The following is a 17,214-nucleotide window of genomic DNA, read 5'->3' as shown; positions in this document are numbered from 1 at the left end:
AACAACTAAATTACTATATATGGATTGATTATGTAAAGAGGAGACTCGGTAACTATGCTAAAAGCTAAAGAAAAAACAGTAATTTATCAATTGTTGGTCGAATCGCAGGAAAATCCTCTAGGAATCGATGTGAAAAAACCGCGATTTAGTTGGAAAATAAGTTCGAAACGTAAAGGCGTATATCAAACTGCTTATCAAATTGTTGTGAAAGTTCTTGATTCTTTTTCCAATAGTGTTATGCATTGGGACAGTGGGAGAGTTACAACAGATCAATCGGCTTATGTCCCTTATATAGGTCCCGAACTTGTTTCTCGCATTCGTTACGAGTGGAAGGTAAGAATATGGGATGAACAAGGTACAGAATCCGAGTGGAGCACCATGGCGTTTTGGGAGATGGGGCTGCTTCACCCATCGGATTGGTCGGCTCAATGGATTGAGCCGATGCAAAATCTGGTCACAGGAGAAGCGCCATTTGATTACATGAATATGCACGAGAATAAAGTGGAATTGCCGATCACGGAGCGTCTTCATCCATGTCCTATTCTACGAAGATCGTTTGATGCGAATGGTCAGATCCAACGTGCACGAGTTTATGTTACCGCCCATGGAATTTATCATCTGGAACTTAATGGTTCGAAAATTGGAAACTTTGAGTTGGCGCCAGAATACACATCATATCCTGATTATTTACAATATCAGACTTACGATGTTACCTCGTTACTTAAGGAAGGAAACAATGCAATCGGAGTTATACTTTCGGATGGCTGGTACGCAGGTAGAATCAGTTTTTCCGGAGAAAGCTGTCAATATGGTAATAAACTTGGCTTGTTACTTCAGTTAGAAATAGATTACGTCGATGGAAGTAAACAATTAATGGTATCTGATGGACGCTTTAAGTCTTCATATGGGTCCGTGAGATACTCGGATCTTTTTATCGGGGAAATGGTAGATGCTCGTCTCGAACAAGCAGGATGGAGCGAAGTTGATTTTGAAGACTCGCATTGGAATGAAGTTGAGATAGTTAACTATGGATTTGAAAACATCGTAGCACATTATGGTGAACCGGTAAGAGTGATCGATGAAATTCAAATTGATCGCATTTTAATGACTCCTAAGGGCGAAGTAGTCCTCGATTTTGGGCAAGTCATCGCTGGCAGAGTACGTATGCACGTAAATGGACAAAGTGGAACCGAAATCGTCCTAGAGCATAGTGAAGTGCTTAATGAAGACGGGAACTTTACTAATAATATTTTAGGACGAAATAAAGAACAAAAAGATATTTATATTCTTAGAGGTGGAACATTAGAAACTTTCGAACCTAAATTCACGTATCATGGTTTTCGTTTTATTAAAGTAAGTGGTTTTCCCGGTATTGTGAGGAAAGAAAACTTTACTGGCATCATTCTCTCGTCGGACTTGAGAACAAGTGGAGAATTCACATGCTCGGATCATCGATTGGATAGACTTCAACAAAATATTGTATGGAGTCAAAAAGCAAATATGTTATCTATACCGACGGATTGTCCGCAGCGAGAAAAGGCGGGATGGACAGGGGATATTCAGGTTTACGCCCCTACTGCTGCTTTTAATATGGACATGAATGCCTTCTTAACGAGGTGGTTGCGCAATGTTGTTATTGAGCAATTCCCTGATGGTCAAGTTCCTAATGTTGTTCCAGCTCCTAGTGCCTATCTGAAGGAGACCGCAGCGGCTGGACTTGAATCCAGTGCGGGTTGGGGAGACGCGATTGTCATTGTTCCTTGGGTCCTTTATCAAGTTTATGGAGACACCCGCATACTTGAGGATAATTATGAGGCGATGGTCAAGTGGGTCTCCTATATCGAGAAGACAGCAGCAGAGCAGATTCCAAATGAAATTGCAGGTCGACAGTTGACTGATGAAGAACGGGAACGTCAGAAATATCTTTGGAATACGGGACAACATTTTGGTGACTGGAACATTCCGAGCTTTGATCAAGGCGATGGACCAGATCTCATGCAAAACATGAAAATGACGAAGGACTGGGTTGCTACAAGCTTTTTTGCACATTCTACTAAATTATTGTCTAATATCGCATCTGTGATCGGTCATGAAACAGATGCACTTCGTTATAATAATTTAAATATTAAAATTAGAAAAGCATTTTCGGAGGAGTATCTTAATGGAGATGGTACGCTGAAAACACATTTTCAAGGCATGTGCGTGCTTGCGCTGCACATGAACATGATTCCTGATTCGGTGCACAGCAAAGTATTGGATCAATTGGTACAGTTAATTGAGAATAATGGGAATCGGTTAGATACAGGCTTTGTTTCTACTCCCTTCTTATTAGATGTTCTTTATAATAACGGACGATCAGATGTTGCATATCAATTACTTTACCAAACGGAAGCTCCTTCGTGGCTGTACGAAGTTGAGAAGGGAGCGACGACCATCTGGGAGAGTTGGAAGGCTATTCGTCCAGATGGGAAGATTACTGATGTATCATACAATCATTACGCATTTGGTTGTGTAGGAGATTGGTTGTATCGAAGAATTGCTGGAATAGATAAAACCCAAGCTGGTTACAAACACATTATCATTCATCCGGACTTAAAGTGTAGCCTCACTTACGCTAAGGCCTCATACGATTCGATATATGGAACAATTGTATCAGAATGGAGCATTAACGCACAAAAAGTCGAGGTTTACATCGAGATTCCGGCCAATACTACAGCTACGCTCGTATTAACAGGAGTTCGTAAACGAGATATAGAGTTAGAAGATGGTATTCGTTTGATTACGGAAAGTGAAGCGGGAGTCACAGTAGAAGTAGGTAGTGGGGAATATAGCTTTGCTTATGAAATGATAAGCTAGTACAAAAATAGTTATCAGGAACTGATACAGACGAAGTTCCAAGCATTGAATTCTAGTTAGATTGTGATAGGACTGCTGGCGGCAGGATATTGGAACTATAAAAGAATAGATAAGTCGTTCTGAGGGGGTTTTGTTCATTATCAGAAAAACTCAGAAATTTTTTTAGAGATAGTTAGGAGTTGGAGTAAATGGAAGTTGCAAAACTCAAGTCCGAGATTGAGACGAACCATCAAGTGAAGCATGAGGGAATATTCGGTGGCAAAAGAAATGGATTAATTGTAATTGTTATGATTCTCGGAGTATTTGTAGCCATTATGAACGAAACGCTGTTGAATGTAGCGTTGACACCGATAATGAATGATCTGGGTATTACGGCCAATACTGCACAGTGGTTGAGTACAGGATATTTGCTGGTAATAGGAGTGCTTATTCCGGCTACCGCCTTTTTAATAAAAAGGTTTACCACAAGAGACTTGTTTCTTTCGGCGATGGTGGTGTTTACTACAGGTACTCTCGTGGCGGCGATTGCTCCGAGTTTTGTTGTTCTATTTGTCGGTAGGTTAATTCAAGCAGCGGGGACAGGATTGTTATTTCCATTATTGACAAATGTCGTGCTAGCGCTTGTCCCCCATCATAAACGGGGAACAGCCATGGGGACGATCGGTATTGTTATTACCTTCGCTCCCGCAATCGGTCCTACGTTATCTGGTTTTATTGTCACACATTACAACTGGAGAGTGCTGTTCTACAGTATATTACCAATTGCAATAGCCATAATCATATTTGCTTATTTCAGTTTGAAAAATATAACGGAATCACGTAACCATAAGTTCGATTTATTGTCGATACTGCTTTCAACTCTGGGTTTTGGAGGGGTGGTTTACGGATTTAGTAGCGCAGGGGAAGGACATGGGGGTTGGACTGAGCCCATGACTATCTTTTCAATTGTAACTGGTTGTATAGCTCTTGGAATATTTTGTTGGCGGCAATTAACTATGAAAGAACCTATGTTAGATTTAAGAGCATTTCAATACCGAATATATAGGATATCGGTCATTATCTCGGCGATTGTAAATATGGCGTTATTCGCAAGCATGATGCTGGTCCCTATTTTCCTTCAGAACGCCTTTGGATACACCTCACTAAAGGCTGGTTTAGTTATGCTACCAGGTGGGATTATTATGGGAATCATGTCACCTGTTACAGGTAGATTGTTCGATAAATTCGGAGCTAAATGGCTTGTGCTTATTGGACTCACTCTGATGGCCTCCACCTTATTAGGGTTTGCATTCATGACGGTGTCGACCGCCTATTCGATGGTGACTACTTTAAATGCCTTGTTCATGCTGGGTATTTCCATGCTGATGATGCCAGTAATGACGAATGGGCTAAATGAATTGCCAAAATCGCTGTATCCACATGGTACAGCAATAAGTGGTACACTCCAGCAGGTTGGAGGCGCTATAGGCATGGCGTTGCTCGTGACAGTCATGACAACAAGCTCCAATAATTTTTTGGTTAAGAACACGGGAACGATGACGATATTGAATTTGGAAGTATTCGCGATGACTGAAGGCATGAAACATGCATTCCTACTTGCATTCGCTTTAGTAATTATCGCCTTATTCTTAGCTGTAATGTTTCTAAAGCGTTCAATTCCTCCTGTAAGTGAGATAGAGAATGAGCGATTCTTATCACATTAAATTTGTCATTAATCCATTTGTTTGTGTTTTTGTTTATTATCCTGTAAAGAGCAAAGTAATAAATATATTATCTTCAAAAAGAATCATGGTATAGAGTTACTGAGTAAAGAGGACTCACCAGACGTTCTACAAAATTTTTCGAGGAGTTGACTTGACTTTGGTCTATAACGAAAACATTAAAATTGGTCAGTTGCTGGAAAATGAGGAAGCATATAAAATTCTGACGAGGTATTTGCCAGAGTATGTGAATGAACCACTTTTTAAAATGGCGTCTAATTTTACATTAAATCAATTATCAGCTTTACCTCAGGTGAACATTTCTTCAAACGTACTTGACTCACTAAAACTCGATTTATCGACGATTTCTTTCGAGACTAATACTGCTATAACTAAAAATGAAGTCTCAAACTCTGAGTCTAGACCTCTTACTCATGCAGGAAAAGTGATCATCATTACAGGAGCAGGTAGTGGAATCGGAAGAGCCAGTAGTATTAAGCTTGCAGCTCGAGGCGGGAAAGTAGTTCTTGTTGATTTTAATGAAAAGTCGGGTCGAGAAACGCTTGATCTCGTCAAAAGTTTCGGCGGAGAGGGATTTTTTGTACAGGCAGATGTATCTAAAAGTGTGGATGTGAAATATTATGTGCAAAAGACCGTAGACACCTATGGGAAGATTGATGTTCTATTCAATAATGCCGGAATCATGCAAAGATTTCAGCGTTTTCAAGACATCTCCGAGGAAGAATTCAGTCGGGTAATTGATGTCAATCTCAAAGGAATATTCTTAGGCATGAAGTATGTTCTTCAAGTGATGGATAGACAAGGGTACGGAAATATTATCAATACAGCATCTACCACAGCGATCCGGGCTGAGCATAGTCTTGCGTCTTATACCGCCAGTAAGCATGGGGTAGCTGGTTTGACAAAAGCCGCTGCAATTGAATATGTAAGAAAAGGGATTCGGGTAAATGCAATCTGCCCTGGTGGGGTTGCGACCAGTATGACAGCCGCTGTACCACAAGAATTGGAAGAGAGTGGATACAAACCTGAAGAGTTTCCTAATATGAGAATTGGACGTTTTGCTGAGCCAGAAGAGTTGGCAGAGATTGTTGCGTTTCTGGCTTCAGATGCTTCCAGTTATATGACTGGCTCTATTGTATTAGCAGACGGTGGTTTGACACTCTAGATTCAATTGAGAAGTATTAAATGAAAAAAGTTGATCAGCGTTGTTCGATCAACTTTTTTTCGTTAAAGACACAAATCCTTTTTATAAATTTAACGAGTCTAACTGTTTTGATATTCTTGGTGTGTGGTATCGCACTGTTTCTTTAAAATTATTATTTAAAATAAATAAAATGAGAATCGAAAAGCCATAATGTATATAGGAAAATCATCACTGTCAATTACAATGTACCAACGAATTTGCTCACCTAGAGATGATCGCCACCATGATCTACAAGCTGACAAAGGATGCGACGCTGGAGCAATTAAAAAAAGCCGGGCTTGGCGCACATTACGTCGCCCACGACAGTGCTTTGTTCTATGAGAACGCTGGCGGCGTTCCGTGGACGGCTGCCTATATTCAGGCCAAAGGCGATCCCATTGCGGATCTGTATGAGGATATTGCAGCGGAGGAGAAAGCTCGCGCTACTTATCAGTGGCTGATTGACCTGACAGATGACGTGGATTTGCAGGACAGCTTGAAGTTCCTGCGGGAGCGCGAGATCGTGCATTCGCTGCGGTTTCGGGAAGCGGTGGAAATACTTAAGGAAAAACGGGATGAGAAGATCTTTTATTAGAGGGAATCTCTCTGCAGGGTTGGGTGCTGCGGGGAGGTTTTTTTTGCCTACTTATGTTATTAAGCTCCCTCGGTACAATACATTTTTCTCGCGAATGCTCGTTTATTCGCAGGATTTCTCCAATAGATAAATCGTTATTCTGATTGAAGAGTAGTGAAAAGTATTTCCAACTTCCGATGAACACTCAGATCGTGCATCTGTATACCTCGCTAACCTGTTTGGCGGTATTCTCAAGTTTGGCGAATATAGAGTTTTTTGTACGCTCATTTAATTAAGAACAAATGTTCTCGTTTCCCTTTTCTTTTGAGCAAATATTTTGTATGATAAAAGAGTAGTGAATGATAGAGGAGTAGTTTGGATGTATCGACAACTGGATGATTTTTCAAAGGAATAGGCAGTTGCTGTGAAAGGGACATTGCAAGTATTACAAGCCGTAACCGATGACAAATTAGGACAATGTATTTTGGAAGATCATAGTACACTAGGTTGGTTAGGCTGCATTTAGTAGAAACAACAGGTTATTTTAGTCATTTAGCAGGTTTAACTGTACCTATGATTGGTCAAGATGAACCAGCTCCAGCGACAGCAAAAGATATTGTAGCAACTTACGAAAAAGCAGCAGAGGCAGTCAAGGTAGAGGTAGCCAAGCTATCTGATGAGGATTATACGGCTGATTGGTTGGTTTGAGTTCGATATTACATTGGACTCAAGCCAGCCGATAAAAAGTACAAGAAACATTCTCAGCGAGTACGTGAAATGAATTTTCCTCCACGTCTTCTTTTTTTTCCTCCAGCCTCCACTGTAATATAATAAAAAACTAAACTAGAGGTAGGTGCGAACAAACATGATTCAATTAACAAACCGCCAGGCACGGCAATTTCTGTTGTTGAAGCATGGGCTTTTGGGCAAATATAAATTTAGTGGGAAGCAGGGCGTATTGGATTTTGCTCGGCAGGTCAACTGTATTCAATACGACCCCATCGATGTTTGCGGAAAAAACGCAGAATTGGTGCTACAGTCGCGAATTAAGGGATTTACTAAGGGAATGCTCGCCGAGTTGCTTTATGAGGATAGAAGCCTTGTCGATTATCCCGACAAGAACCTGGCCATTATCCCTGTCGAGGACTGGCCGTATTTTGAGCGATACAGGCAAGCCGCAAGGCAACATGCCGAACGCTATCCCGAAATGGAAGCGTTGACAGCGCAAGTACGGGCTCATATCCAAAATCACGGTGCGCTAAGTTCGAATGATTTAAAATTGGATGGAGATTTCTCTTGGCAATCGGTCATCCATTGGAGCGGTGGAAACAATTCATCTCGATCGGTGCTGGAACAGATGTATTCGACGGGTGAGTTGATTATCCATCATAAAAAAGGAACGCGTAAATATTACGATATCTCCAAGAAGTACATACAGCCAAATCTGCTGAATGCATCAGAGCCGTTGGAGGATGAGCTTGAGCATCATAAGTGGCGGGTACTTCGTCGAATTAGCTCTGTTGGTCTCTTATGGAATCGTGCGTCAGATGCATGGCTGAATATATGGGGGTTGAAAGCAGCACAGCGTAACGAGGTTTTCCGCCAGCTATTACATGAAGCTTGCATTGTTGCTGTTGCCGTGGAACAAATGAAGGATATGCTGTACTGCCTCGCGGAGGATTTACCGCTTATTGAAGCCGTTCTGCAAAATCAGGAGCCGAAATTGCGTTGCGAGCTTATTGCCCCGCTAGATAATTTCATATGGGACAGAAAACTTATCAACGAATTGTTTGACTTCGATTACACCTGGGAGATTTACACTCCTGCAATCAAACGAAAATTCGGCTATTATGTACTGCCTTTATTATATGGAGAGAGCTTCATTGGGCGAGCCGAGATCATTGCGGAGCGAAAAACTGGAACTCTCGTTGTTAAAAACATCTGGTACGAGAACGGTGTGAAGCAAACAACACAATTGCGAACAGCCTTGAACAGTTGTTTCCAAAAGTTTGCGTTATTCAACGGGTGTGAGACGATTTCGGCAGATTCTATGAACTGATATTTCCTGTATTTGTATATAGATAATAAAGTTGTTTAATTCGTTGCCGAATCTTCAACTTTTGCCCTTTACCTTGATCGGTTGCCTCGTTACGCTCCCTCGGTAAAATGTAGTTTTCTCACGAATGCTCGCTTATTCGCAGGATCTCTCCAATAGATAAATCGCTATTCGGATAGAAGAGGGGTGTACCGTCAAATTCGGCAATGGAAGCGCATGCGGGAACAGAAGAGGCGAGTTTTCGCTCCTTTTTTACTGTTCTGTTGCACGCTTCTCCACGTACTTCCGGAGGCCGGTTATCCTAACGGTACGGGTCTGTGCCCTTTTGCTCAATGCAATCCGGTACTCCGTGCAGTCTTGAGATCCTGCGAATAAGCCAATTTTCGTGCTAACTGAGAAGCGGCTAAGCAGTTTGTTTCATAGAATGAGCTCGATCCGGTTCATAAGCTTCGCCGCTATGTGCCATAGCAACTAGGAGGCGAGCCAACTTGCCGCAAAGCTTCATCACGGAACGCATAGGCTTCATGTTTTTCATCTTAACATTCAATTCGTGCTGTCGTTTAAACGATACATCGTTCATGATGAGGGCCATGGTTGCCATGAAAAGAGCGTGTCGAAGCCTTGGTCGGCCACGTTTGCTGATGGACATCTGGCCCTTCCATTTGCCTGAACTCGCTTCAGCCAGGTTAAGGCCGGCATGCCGTAGCAACGCGTTACCATGTGCATAGCCACTGAGATCCCCAGCTTCACCGAGAATGCCGGCGACTGACAGGATACTCATACCCTTAATGGCTAGCAGCGGCTCGGCTTGTGGAATCCGGACCAGTGCAGCCGCGACTTCATCCTCGATGACCTGCAGTTGCTCCTTAGCTAGATCGTATTCGGCGAGCAGCTGTTGCAGATGAAGTTTGTAGGCTCTCTCGGCATGCTTGGCGCCGACTGAGCGTGCTGCTAGAGCCAGAAGTTCGCCAGCTCTTCGTTCACCGCTGTGGCGCTTCATGACCGTTTTCCAGCCGTCGATTACCTGGCAAACGGTGAGTTTTTGAAGATCGGCGGGCGTAGGAAAGAGACGCAGTGTAGCAAGCGATCCGGAGCCAATGAGATGCTTGTATACCTGCCGCAGCTCAGGGAACACAATGTCAACCCAGCGGTGGATCTGGTTCTTGACGCTGACGAGACGATGGACAATGGTCTCCCGGTTCGCCATGAGAACGCGCAGTTCCATGAACACTTCACTGGTTTCTTTGATGAAGGTGTAGGAGCCGTTTTTCACCATATCGGCGATTACAAAGGCATCTTTGATGTCGCTTTTAGATGGAGTATTGTCGCGGTTTTCCTTGTTCTTTTTGACGAGATGAGGATTCACCAAGACAACCTCGAGTTTGCGGTCTTTGAGCCAAGCAGCAAGGCCGAGCCAGTAGTGGCCGGTGGGTTCCATGCCGATGATGGTGTCGTTTAGTTGGTGCGTTTCCTGCAAACCTCTCATCCACTGTAACAATAGGCCGAAGCCGGTGTCGTCGTTGGAGAAGTGAAGCGGAGTGCCTAGCAGAATGCCACGGAAGTTGACGGCCGCGCTACGTGGGTTTGTTGGGCGATGTCGATACCGACGACAAGGTGCTGAGTTGAAATACGTTCGAGCAGTTGATTTTGTTTGGTTTGAGCTTTAAACTTCAAGATAGAGCGACCTCCTTAAGATGGCTAAAGGGCTATGACCCGTGACTACCCCATCTTACTGGAGGCGCTCGTTTTTGTGCAAAGCGCAAAATTAACGCTCTACAGGAATCCTGACGGGAAACGATAGTTAAACGATCTTGTATTATGTTGAGATATCAAAGACTTTGAATCGATAAGTTGTAACATAAGCTTGAGACGAGATTTTGGTTGTTGAGTTGCCACTCATATTCAAAAGGAGTTAAGACCGAATTATTCAAAATCGAAATGCCTTACTTTTCCAAAGAAAAACATCACTGTCAATTACAATGTACCAACGAATTAGCGCATTATAATTAACAGTGATACTTTTAAAGAAGAACATACAAATGGAAATCAACAGCAAAGTAACCTAAATTACGAAAGCCCATAAGAATAAGGACTTGAAAAAATCAGCAAGGTAACCACTTCCATTTGAAGCCACGCCCATTGGTTTTGAAACAATTCTGATAGTTTTAAGGTGACCTGGCGACCACTTCGTACCAGCACACCGGTACAGTGAATAAACTCTCGCCGAAACCGCTGGATCGTAAAAGAGCGTTGAATTGGGTCGCAACATTAAAGCGTTAAGCGCTCAAATCGATTGTAATCAAACATTTTGAGCAGCAGATCAATCTCTTTGGCAGCAAAGGACGGGGTCGGAATACGATGAATGGAGAAATAATTCTTGCCCTCCTTGATGTAGTTTTCCATACAGCTGCGCTGGTTGTAGAAACGCCATACAGCCAAGGCTTCCCACACCTCGGTGGTGACCACCGCTTCATATTGCCAGAGGAGATCTAATTCAAGGTGACTCTGATCCTGATCGTAATGCTGAATCTTACGAATGACCGCGAAGTGCGGCATTCACCAGCATCCTGGACTCTCCTTCATACACGAGCAAGGGATAATAGCTCTTGCGTCCTTGCTTATGGCTGTTGTAGCCTACCTCGTCACCCTTTTGGTTGCCGTAGACTGTATCGACGGTGGAATCCAAATCTAGAATGAGCGACTCCGGTAGCAAGGAAGTCACCATCTCCACATTAAGCTTTCTGAGCGCAGGAGCGAGCTCCTCATGGGAAGCACCGAAGCGAAGAAACTCTTTGATCAGCAGACAGTGATAGGGGCAAACGACCGCCTAGCGCATGACGGACCAAAGCATCGCCTTGTAGAAATTTAAAGTGAAAAAGACGCTCACAGCCTAGGAGCCAACCGATGATGAGATACTGAAGGATGTGGTGGGTAGGGAAAATGGCGTTCGCCGTCTTAGCTAGGCCAAGGGTCTGCAAGGCTGGATTCAAGCGGATTGTTTTTATTAGCAGTCAAGCTTATGAAGAAGATAGGTTATGATTAAAACGATTTTATCGAAAGATTAAAGTTAACAAAGCGCTTTTTATTTCTCCAAGTTGGAATATGATTATAATCCCTTAGATAAAAAGCGAGGCTCCTCGCAGATACGCTCATTAAATGCGTGCATCCCGGAGCCGTGGCGATCAATATCGGCGTATATAGAAATACAGGCTTCGGCAAGCCGGTTTTCCGAACCCTGTTTGAAGGAGCGGAAACTGTCTTTTATTTGGCTGCGAGCGACGAAACGGCTGGTCTGACCGGACACTATTTGATCGACAACAAGAACGTCGCCACTTCAAGCAAAACAACAAATACTGAGCTTGTTCTTCGGTTTTGGACATTGGACATGGAGCGAGAAGCAGGTTGGGCTTACATAATGCAGAGGAAAGAGGCAACATTAAGGCAGACTGGATCCCATATCTCCGGAGGTTTCGCTTATTTATGAAGCATTTGATAGACATAAACTAGCTGCTTTCAGGCGAAAAGGGACTTATTATCAATACGCATGGCACGCCGTCTGAGATTTACAGCAGAACAGGCATGTATGATGGCCTCAAAATGTTTTCATATACCAGTATTTATGAGTTTTGCGGCAATAAGCCAGAAGGATATATCTTTTTTGGAAGCGCCCTCCAAATCGATGAAGATGCTCGCAAGCGAATACTGGAGGAAGTCAAGGACAAAGCGATTAATTTATTTGAATAAAGAGTTGGAAAGAGCCGTTCGCGATGACGCGAGCGGCTCTTGCTGCACTTCATCCTCTCGTGTTTTACATGGTATGCTTGTCCTGCTCGCGCATCAGGAGTATGATAGATGGCAAAAAAGAGCAGAAAAAGAATGGGAGATTCAGCATGAGAACCGGTATACGCACCAAACTGTTCGCAAGCTTCTCGGTTGTGATCATCGCTTCCCTGTCTATCGTAAGCGTACTCTGGTACAACAAATATTACGACAGCCAGCGGGAATCTGCGGAGAGCTTTATGTCACGAACGATACTGGACGCGAACAAGAGCTTCGAGCTCACATTGAAGGATATTGATTACATAAGCACGATTATTTCATTGAATAAACCGAATGTCATTGACATGCTGCTGCCCGATGCGACGGAAACATTAATCGAACGGCTCGAAAAGGACCGTAAGCTCGACAATTTCATTTCGAGCCTATACGGCTACAAATATTACATTTCGAGCATCCTCGTCTCAAGCATCGGTGGGCGCAGCTATACGCAGGGGTCTACGGTACCTGCTGATGAATTCATGCGCTCGATTTGGTACGAGCAGCTTCTTAAGCAGCGGGGTAATAAAGTATTTATTACGACGCATGCCAATACGAAGCTGAACAAGGTGTCCGCCTATTTGAATCAAAACGTCGTATCCATCTCGCGGGCAATCATGAACGGTAGCGAAGCAGTCGGATACGTAAATGTCGATTTTAACTACGAGGTGGTCGAGCGCATATTCAATACGCCGCTGCCGAATAAGAGCCAGCTGTTCCTGCTGGACAATAAAGGGGGCTTTGTGTATTCTCCCCGCGCGGAGGATATTAATAAGCCAATTGCCGGAACGGATTACGCGAGTGTGCTTCCCTTGCTCACGGACAGTTCAGGAAAACTTAGCATGCGCATAAACGGCGAGGAGCATCTCGTTGTCTACCATACATCGGATTATACGAACTGGACGACGGTCGGTCTGATTCCGCGAAGCGAGCTGCTCGCCGAGAGCAGGAAAGCAGCTAATAACATCATGCTGATTCCCGTGCTGACGCTCATTGCAGCCTTGATCGTCGCGACGATTATTTCGAACCAAATCACGAAAAATATCGGACGCTTGCGTCATGCGATGAAAAGGGTAAGCGCCGGAAACCTGTCCGATCCGATTGCGATTTCGTCTGGCGACGAGATCGAGGAGCTGAGCCGCGGTTTTAATGCAATGGTTATCAATTTGCGCGAACTGCTCGATGACGTGAAGAAGACGGAGGAGCAGAAGCGGTTACTCGAATTCAAGGCGCTGCAAGCCCAGATCAATCCGCATTTCTTGTTTAATACGTTGAACCAGATCAAATGGCTTGCCGATGTTCAGAAGGCTGACAATATCAAGCAGCTGGTTACATCGCTCGTTACGCTTCTGCACAGCAGCATGGGCAAGGGCGGCGAATTTATTTCGGTGCGGGAGGAGCAGCAATATTTAGAGCATTATTTGAACATCCAACAGTTTCGCTATTATGATAAATTTGATGCGGTCTTCGATATTGAAGAAAGTATTTTAGAAGCACGTATGCTGAAGTTCTTGCTGCAGCCGATCGTGGAGAACGCGCTGATCCATGGACTGGAGCCATTAAAGGGAAGAGGCCAGCTTATGGTGAAAGGGTACGGCGATGAAGGCCATATCATGCTGCAGGTATCTGATAATGGCGTTGGAATCGAGCCGGAGCGGCTAGCGGCTATATTCGATCAGGTGGCAGAGAAAAATCAGTCGCGGTTCAGCGGAATCGGGCTCGGCAATGTCCAGGAGCGGATCAGGCTCCATTACGGAGCGGGCTACGGGCTCCAGATTGAAAGCGTGTCAGGCTTGTTTACAACGGTGACGATGAGGATTCCGATCGAAGCGGAAGGGGAGAACGAGGATGCTTAACGTGCTATTGGTGGACGATGACTTGCCTATGCTGAGCAAGCTGAAAAACATGATGAACTGGGAAGCCAACGGTTTCCTCTTATGCGGAGAAGCAAACGGAGGGCAGGCGGCACTTAAGCTCCTGGATGAACGCAATCCCGAAATTGTAATTACGGACATGAGCATGCCCGGCATGGACGGGCTTGCACTTATTAATTACATCGCGGAGCGATTTCCCCATACGCAGGTAATTGCAATCAGCAGCTATAGCGATGTGCATTACGTGAAGAACAGTATGCGCCGTGGCGCGGTGGACTATATCCTGAAGCATGAACTGGATGCGAGCATCTTGCAGGCAGCGCTGGCTGGTGCGAAGGAGCTGCTCGCCAAAGAGCAGGAGGCGCACGAGAAGACGATACATATGCAGAAGCAAATGCAGCAGAACCAGACGACGATGCTTCGGGACTTCGTAAGAGATCTTGTTCAGCACAGCTATGGCAGCGAAGAGGAACTCCTGCTGAAGGCGGATAAGCTTGATGTCGCGTTGAACCTCCGTATGCTGACAGTGGTCGTTGCGGAATGGGATAGCCGAAGGAAGCTAGAGGACCGATTCGATGCGAAGGAGCTTGCATTCATGAACGGCTCCTTTATGGATATTACGGATAACATTTTGGCTGATACGGGAAATGCGTATATGGCGCCCATTGAAAACGGGAAATTCGCCTTCGTTTTTTCTTTTGATACGAACAGCAAGTTTATATGGCACACAATCATATCGGAGGCGTTGTCGCGTATTAGAGTGAGCGCGAAGCGTCAGCTAAATTTAGTCATAAGCTGCAGCGTAAGTGAAATATGCAACAAGGTGGAGACGCTGCCGAGTTACTACAAAGACGCGGACAAGGCGCTGCAGGAGCGCTTCTATGAAAGCGGAGACGTCGTGATCTGGCCTGGACTTCAGCGGAAGGAAGCCTCCAGCGTCAGTTTCTCCGTAGACGTAAAGCTGGAAAGACAGCTGCTGTCGCTGCTTGCGACGCTCAATGAGGAGGAGCTCATTCTTCGAATCGACGAGCTGTTTGCCCGGATGGGGAAGGCGCGAGCTCCGCATAAGACGACTCAGATGGTCGCGGTCGAGCTTATTCATCTCGTTAACCGCAAGTCGAAGGAGGCGGGCATAGCTGAGCAGGAGTTATTCGGAAACGACCATAATCCTTACCAAGCTATAGGCAAGTTCGATACGCTGACTGAGCTGAAGGAGTGGATCTTGGAGATTTACCGTAAGCTTGTACAAGCGCTGCGTCCGTTCGTGCATGATACACTGTACTCCGATAACACGAGGCGGACGATGGAATGGATCCGCAGGCATTATGCAGAGCCGATAACCTTGCAGGAGGCTGCGGAGGTCATTGGGGTCAATGCCTCCTATTTGAGCCGAATGTTCAAGGAGGAGTGTGGACAGGGGTTTACCGATTATGTTAACCATGTGCGGGTGGAGCAGGCTAAGCTGCTCATAAGGACCGGTGACACAGACCTCAAGGGTGTGGTGAAGCAGGTTGGTTTTAACCACTATAATTATTTTTTTACTGTATTCAAAAAAATAACCGGAACGACACCGCTTGAGTACGAAAAACAGCAGAAGCGGTAGTTCGACTACAAAAAGTAAAAAAGATAGAGTAAAAGTAAAAATAATGGAGTCCGCGAACGGGCTCTTCTTTTTTATGATTAAGGAGCAAGAAGAGAAGCACACATCTAAGGGGAGATGGGAATATGAAAAAAGGATCATTTAAATTTGTACTTGTACTGGCATTGTCGGTTTGCCTGCTGCTGACAGCTGCGGCATGCGGTAATAAGAACGCAGAATCAAACACGGGAAATAACGGAGGCGCTGCCTCCGGCGAGCAGGAAACGGTGACCTTCTGGTCATGGGTACCGACTGACGTACAAGCAGAGAAGGCCATTGCTACTTTCGAGGCAGCTAACCCGAACATCAAGGTTGATTACTGGCGCGGCGAGCAAACGGATTTCCAAAAGAAGCTGCAGGTTGCCATGGCTGCCAATGAAGGTCCGGATCTGCTAGGCATGCAAGTAGGCGGGATGCTGAATCAATACGCGAATACACTGGAGCCGATTGAGGCGCTTGCGGACAAAAATTGGGGAGCAGGCTGGCAAGACAAATTCGTGAAAGCGTCGATTGACCAAGTTAAAGCTACGGATGGCACGATGGTAGCTTTGCCGCTTAATCTTACGGGCCAAGAGTTCGTGCTTTATAACAAAACGATCTTCGATAAGCTTGGCATTACGAAGGTGCCTGCAACCTACGAGGAATGGCTTACCGTTAATGCCACCATTCGTGAAAAGGGCAACGGCATCGTTCCCGTAGCTTTCGGAGCAAAGGATATCTGGCACGACGTCGATATGTTCGTATCGCTTAGCAACCAGTTCGCGTCTGGCAAAATTTATGAAGCCGAGCAAGGCAAGCTGGCATGGACAGACCAGGTATTTGTTGACACGATGACGGCTTGGAGCAAGCTATTCACCGACAAAGTGATGCAGGACGGAGCACTCGGCTTGTCGACTTATCCGGATGCGCGTGACCAATACTTCTACTCCGGCAAAGCAGCTATGTTCCTAACTGGCTCATGGCATGCAGGCTTCAGCCTGCCGGGCGGCGAGAAAGACGGTACCGCAATCGAAAATGACGAAATCGGCATTTTCCTGCTTCCGCAAATCGGACCAAATGAAGCAAGAGCGGTGGCGAGCGTAGATACGGCGCTGTCAATCAACAAAAGCTCGAAGCACAAGGAAGCGGCATGGAAGCTGCTTGAGTTCATGACGCAAGGCGAAGGCCAGCAAATTATGGCGGACTTCATTCAAGGCTCGCCTGCCAAGGTTGGCGTACAAATTCAATCGCTCGATCAATTCAAGTTCGAAGCTGAGCGCGAAGGCATCAAAACTGTAAATGACGCTATTGCCAATGCGATCGGCAAACGTCTGCTCGACTATCCGGAGCTTACGAATGCAATCGGCGTAGCGATGCAGGATGTCGCGGCAGGCAAAAGCATAGAAACGGCACTCAAGGATATTCAAAAGATTTCGGACGGCATTGACCGCAATTAATCGGTAAGGAAAACAAAGAGCATGGATATGCGAGTCGGTATTCATGCTCTTTTCTTGTT

The 17,214-nt window shown here is 45.1% G+C and carries 12 protein-coding genes and 2 pseudogenes; 11 read left to right on the top strand and 3 right to left on the bottom strand.

The window, feature by feature from the left end; genetic code table 11:
• The first annotated feature begins 54 nt into the window (after positions 1–54).
• The 6 genes and pseudogenes from E0496_RS17000 (at position 55) to E0496_RS16980 (ending at position 8,393) form a co-directional block, all read left to right on the top strand.
• Positions 55–2,856 (top strand): glycoside hydrolase family 78 protein, encoded by a 2,802-nt coding sequence (locus E0496_RS17000; RefSeq protein WP_141502974.1) that lies wholly within the window; start codon positions 55–57, stop codon positions 2,854–2,856.
• Between the two features lie 188 nt (positions 2,857–3,044).
• Positions 3,045–4,559: an MDR family MFS transporter gene (locus E0496_RS16995; RefSeq protein WP_141502973.1), complete on the top strand. Its 1,515-nt coding sequence runs from the start codon at positions 3,045–3,047 to the stop codon at positions 4,557–4,559.
• Between the two features lie 385 nt (positions 4,560–4,944).
• Positions 4,945–5,742 carry an SDR family NAD(P)-dependent oxidoreductase gene (locus E0496_RS16990; protein ID WP_241674869.1) on the top strand — a complete coding sequence of 266 codons (798 nt, stop codon included), beginning with the start codon at positions 4,945–4,947 and terminating at the stop codon, positions 5,740–5,742.
• 226 nt (positions 5,743–5,968) lie between these two features.
• Positions 5,969–6,355, top strand: a pseudogene (locus tag E0496_RS16985) (manganese catalase family protein); the annotation flags it as partial.
• Between the two features lie 552 nt (positions 6,356–6,907).
• Positions 6,908–7,042 (top strand): hypothetical protein, encoded by a 135-nt coding sequence (locus E0496_RS36900; protein WP_277755863.1) that lies wholly within the window; start codon positions 6,908–6,910, stop codon positions 7,040–7,042.
• Positions 7,043–7,199: 157 nt separating this feature from the next.
• Positions 7,200–8,393: a winged helix-turn-helix domain-containing protein gene (locus E0496_RS16980; RefSeq protein ID WP_141502972.1), complete on the top strand. Its 1,194-nt coding sequence runs from the start codon at positions 7,200–7,202 to the stop codon at positions 8,391–8,393.
• Between the two features lie 400 nt (positions 8,394–8,793).
• On the opposite strand, the pseudogene E0496_RS16975 reads toward E0496_RS16980, so the two are convergent.
• The 3 genes and pseudogenes from E0496_RS16975 to E0496_RS16965 all read right to left on the bottom strand — a co-directional run bounded on the left by E0496_RS16975 (position 8,794) and on the right by E0496_RS16965 (position 11,112).
• Positions 8,794–10,064: pseudogene (locus tag E0496_RS16975) on the bottom strand (IS110 family RNA-guided transposase).
• Positions 10,065–10,658: 594 nt separating this feature from the next.
• Complete coding sequence (locus E0496_RS16970) at positions 10,659–10,946, bottom strand: transposase (RefSeq protein ID WP_141502971.1); 288 nt, start codon at positions 10,944–10,946, stop codon at positions 10,659–10,661.
• Complete coding sequence (locus tag E0496_RS16965) at positions 10,921–11,112, bottom strand: transposase (protein WP_206669792.1); 192 nt, start codon at positions 11,110–11,112, stop codon at positions 10,921–10,923. Before E0496_RS16965 ends, E0496_RS16970 begins: the two co-directional genes overlap by 26 nt.
• 438 nt (positions 11,113–11,550) lie before the next feature.
• Here E0496_RS16965 and E0496_RS16960 point away from each other — a divergent pair, with 438 nt between their 5' ends.
• The 5 genes from E0496_RS16960 (at position 11,551) to E0496_RS16940 (ending at position 17,155) form a co-directional block, all read left to right on the top strand.
• Positions 11,551–11,874: a Rossmann-fold NAD(P)-binding domain-containing protein gene (locus E0496_RS16960; protein ID WP_206669791.1), complete on the top strand. Its 324-nt coding sequence runs from the start codon at positions 11,551–11,553 to the stop codon at positions 11,872–11,874.
• A 95-nt stretch (positions 11,875–11,969) separates the two neighbouring features.
• The gene (locus E0496_RS16955) at positions 11,970–12,134 is read left to right on the top strand and encodes a hypothetical protein (RefSeq protein ID WP_241674836.1); all 165 of its coding nucleotides are present in this window, start codon (positions 11,970–11,972) and stop codon (positions 12,132–12,134) included.
• Positions 12,135–12,280: 146 nt separating this feature from the next.
• Positions 12,281–14,062 carry a cache domain-containing sensor histidine kinase gene (locus E0496_RS16950; RefSeq protein ID WP_161601453.1) on the top strand — a complete coding sequence of 594 codons (1,782 nt, stop codon included), beginning with the start codon at positions 12,281–12,283 and terminating at the stop codon, positions 14,060–14,062.
• Entirely contained in the window at positions 14,055–15,683 is a 1,629-nt protein-coding gene (locus E0496_RS16945) for a response regulator transcription factor (protein ID WP_141502967.1), read from the top strand. The genes E0496_RS16950 and E0496_RS16945 overlap by 8 nt, the downstream gene beginning before the upstream one ends.
• Positions 15,684–15,805: 122 nt before the next feature.
• Positions 15,806–17,155, top strand: coding sequence for an ABC transporter substrate-binding protein (locus E0496_RS16940; RefSeq protein ID WP_141502966.1), 1,350 nt, complete (start codon positions 15,806–15,808; stop codon positions 17,153–17,155).
• Positions 17,156–17,214 lie beyond the last annotated feature (59 nt).

Origin of the sequence: Paenibacillus luteus, assembly GCF_006542765.1 — a bacterium.
Lineage (GTDB): Bacteria > Bacillota > Bacilli > Paenibacillales > Paenibacillaceae > Pristimantibacillus > Pristimantibacillus luteus.
Note: the sequence above shows the minus strand (reverse complement) of the source record. Positions and strands in the feature narration are given on the sequence as shown.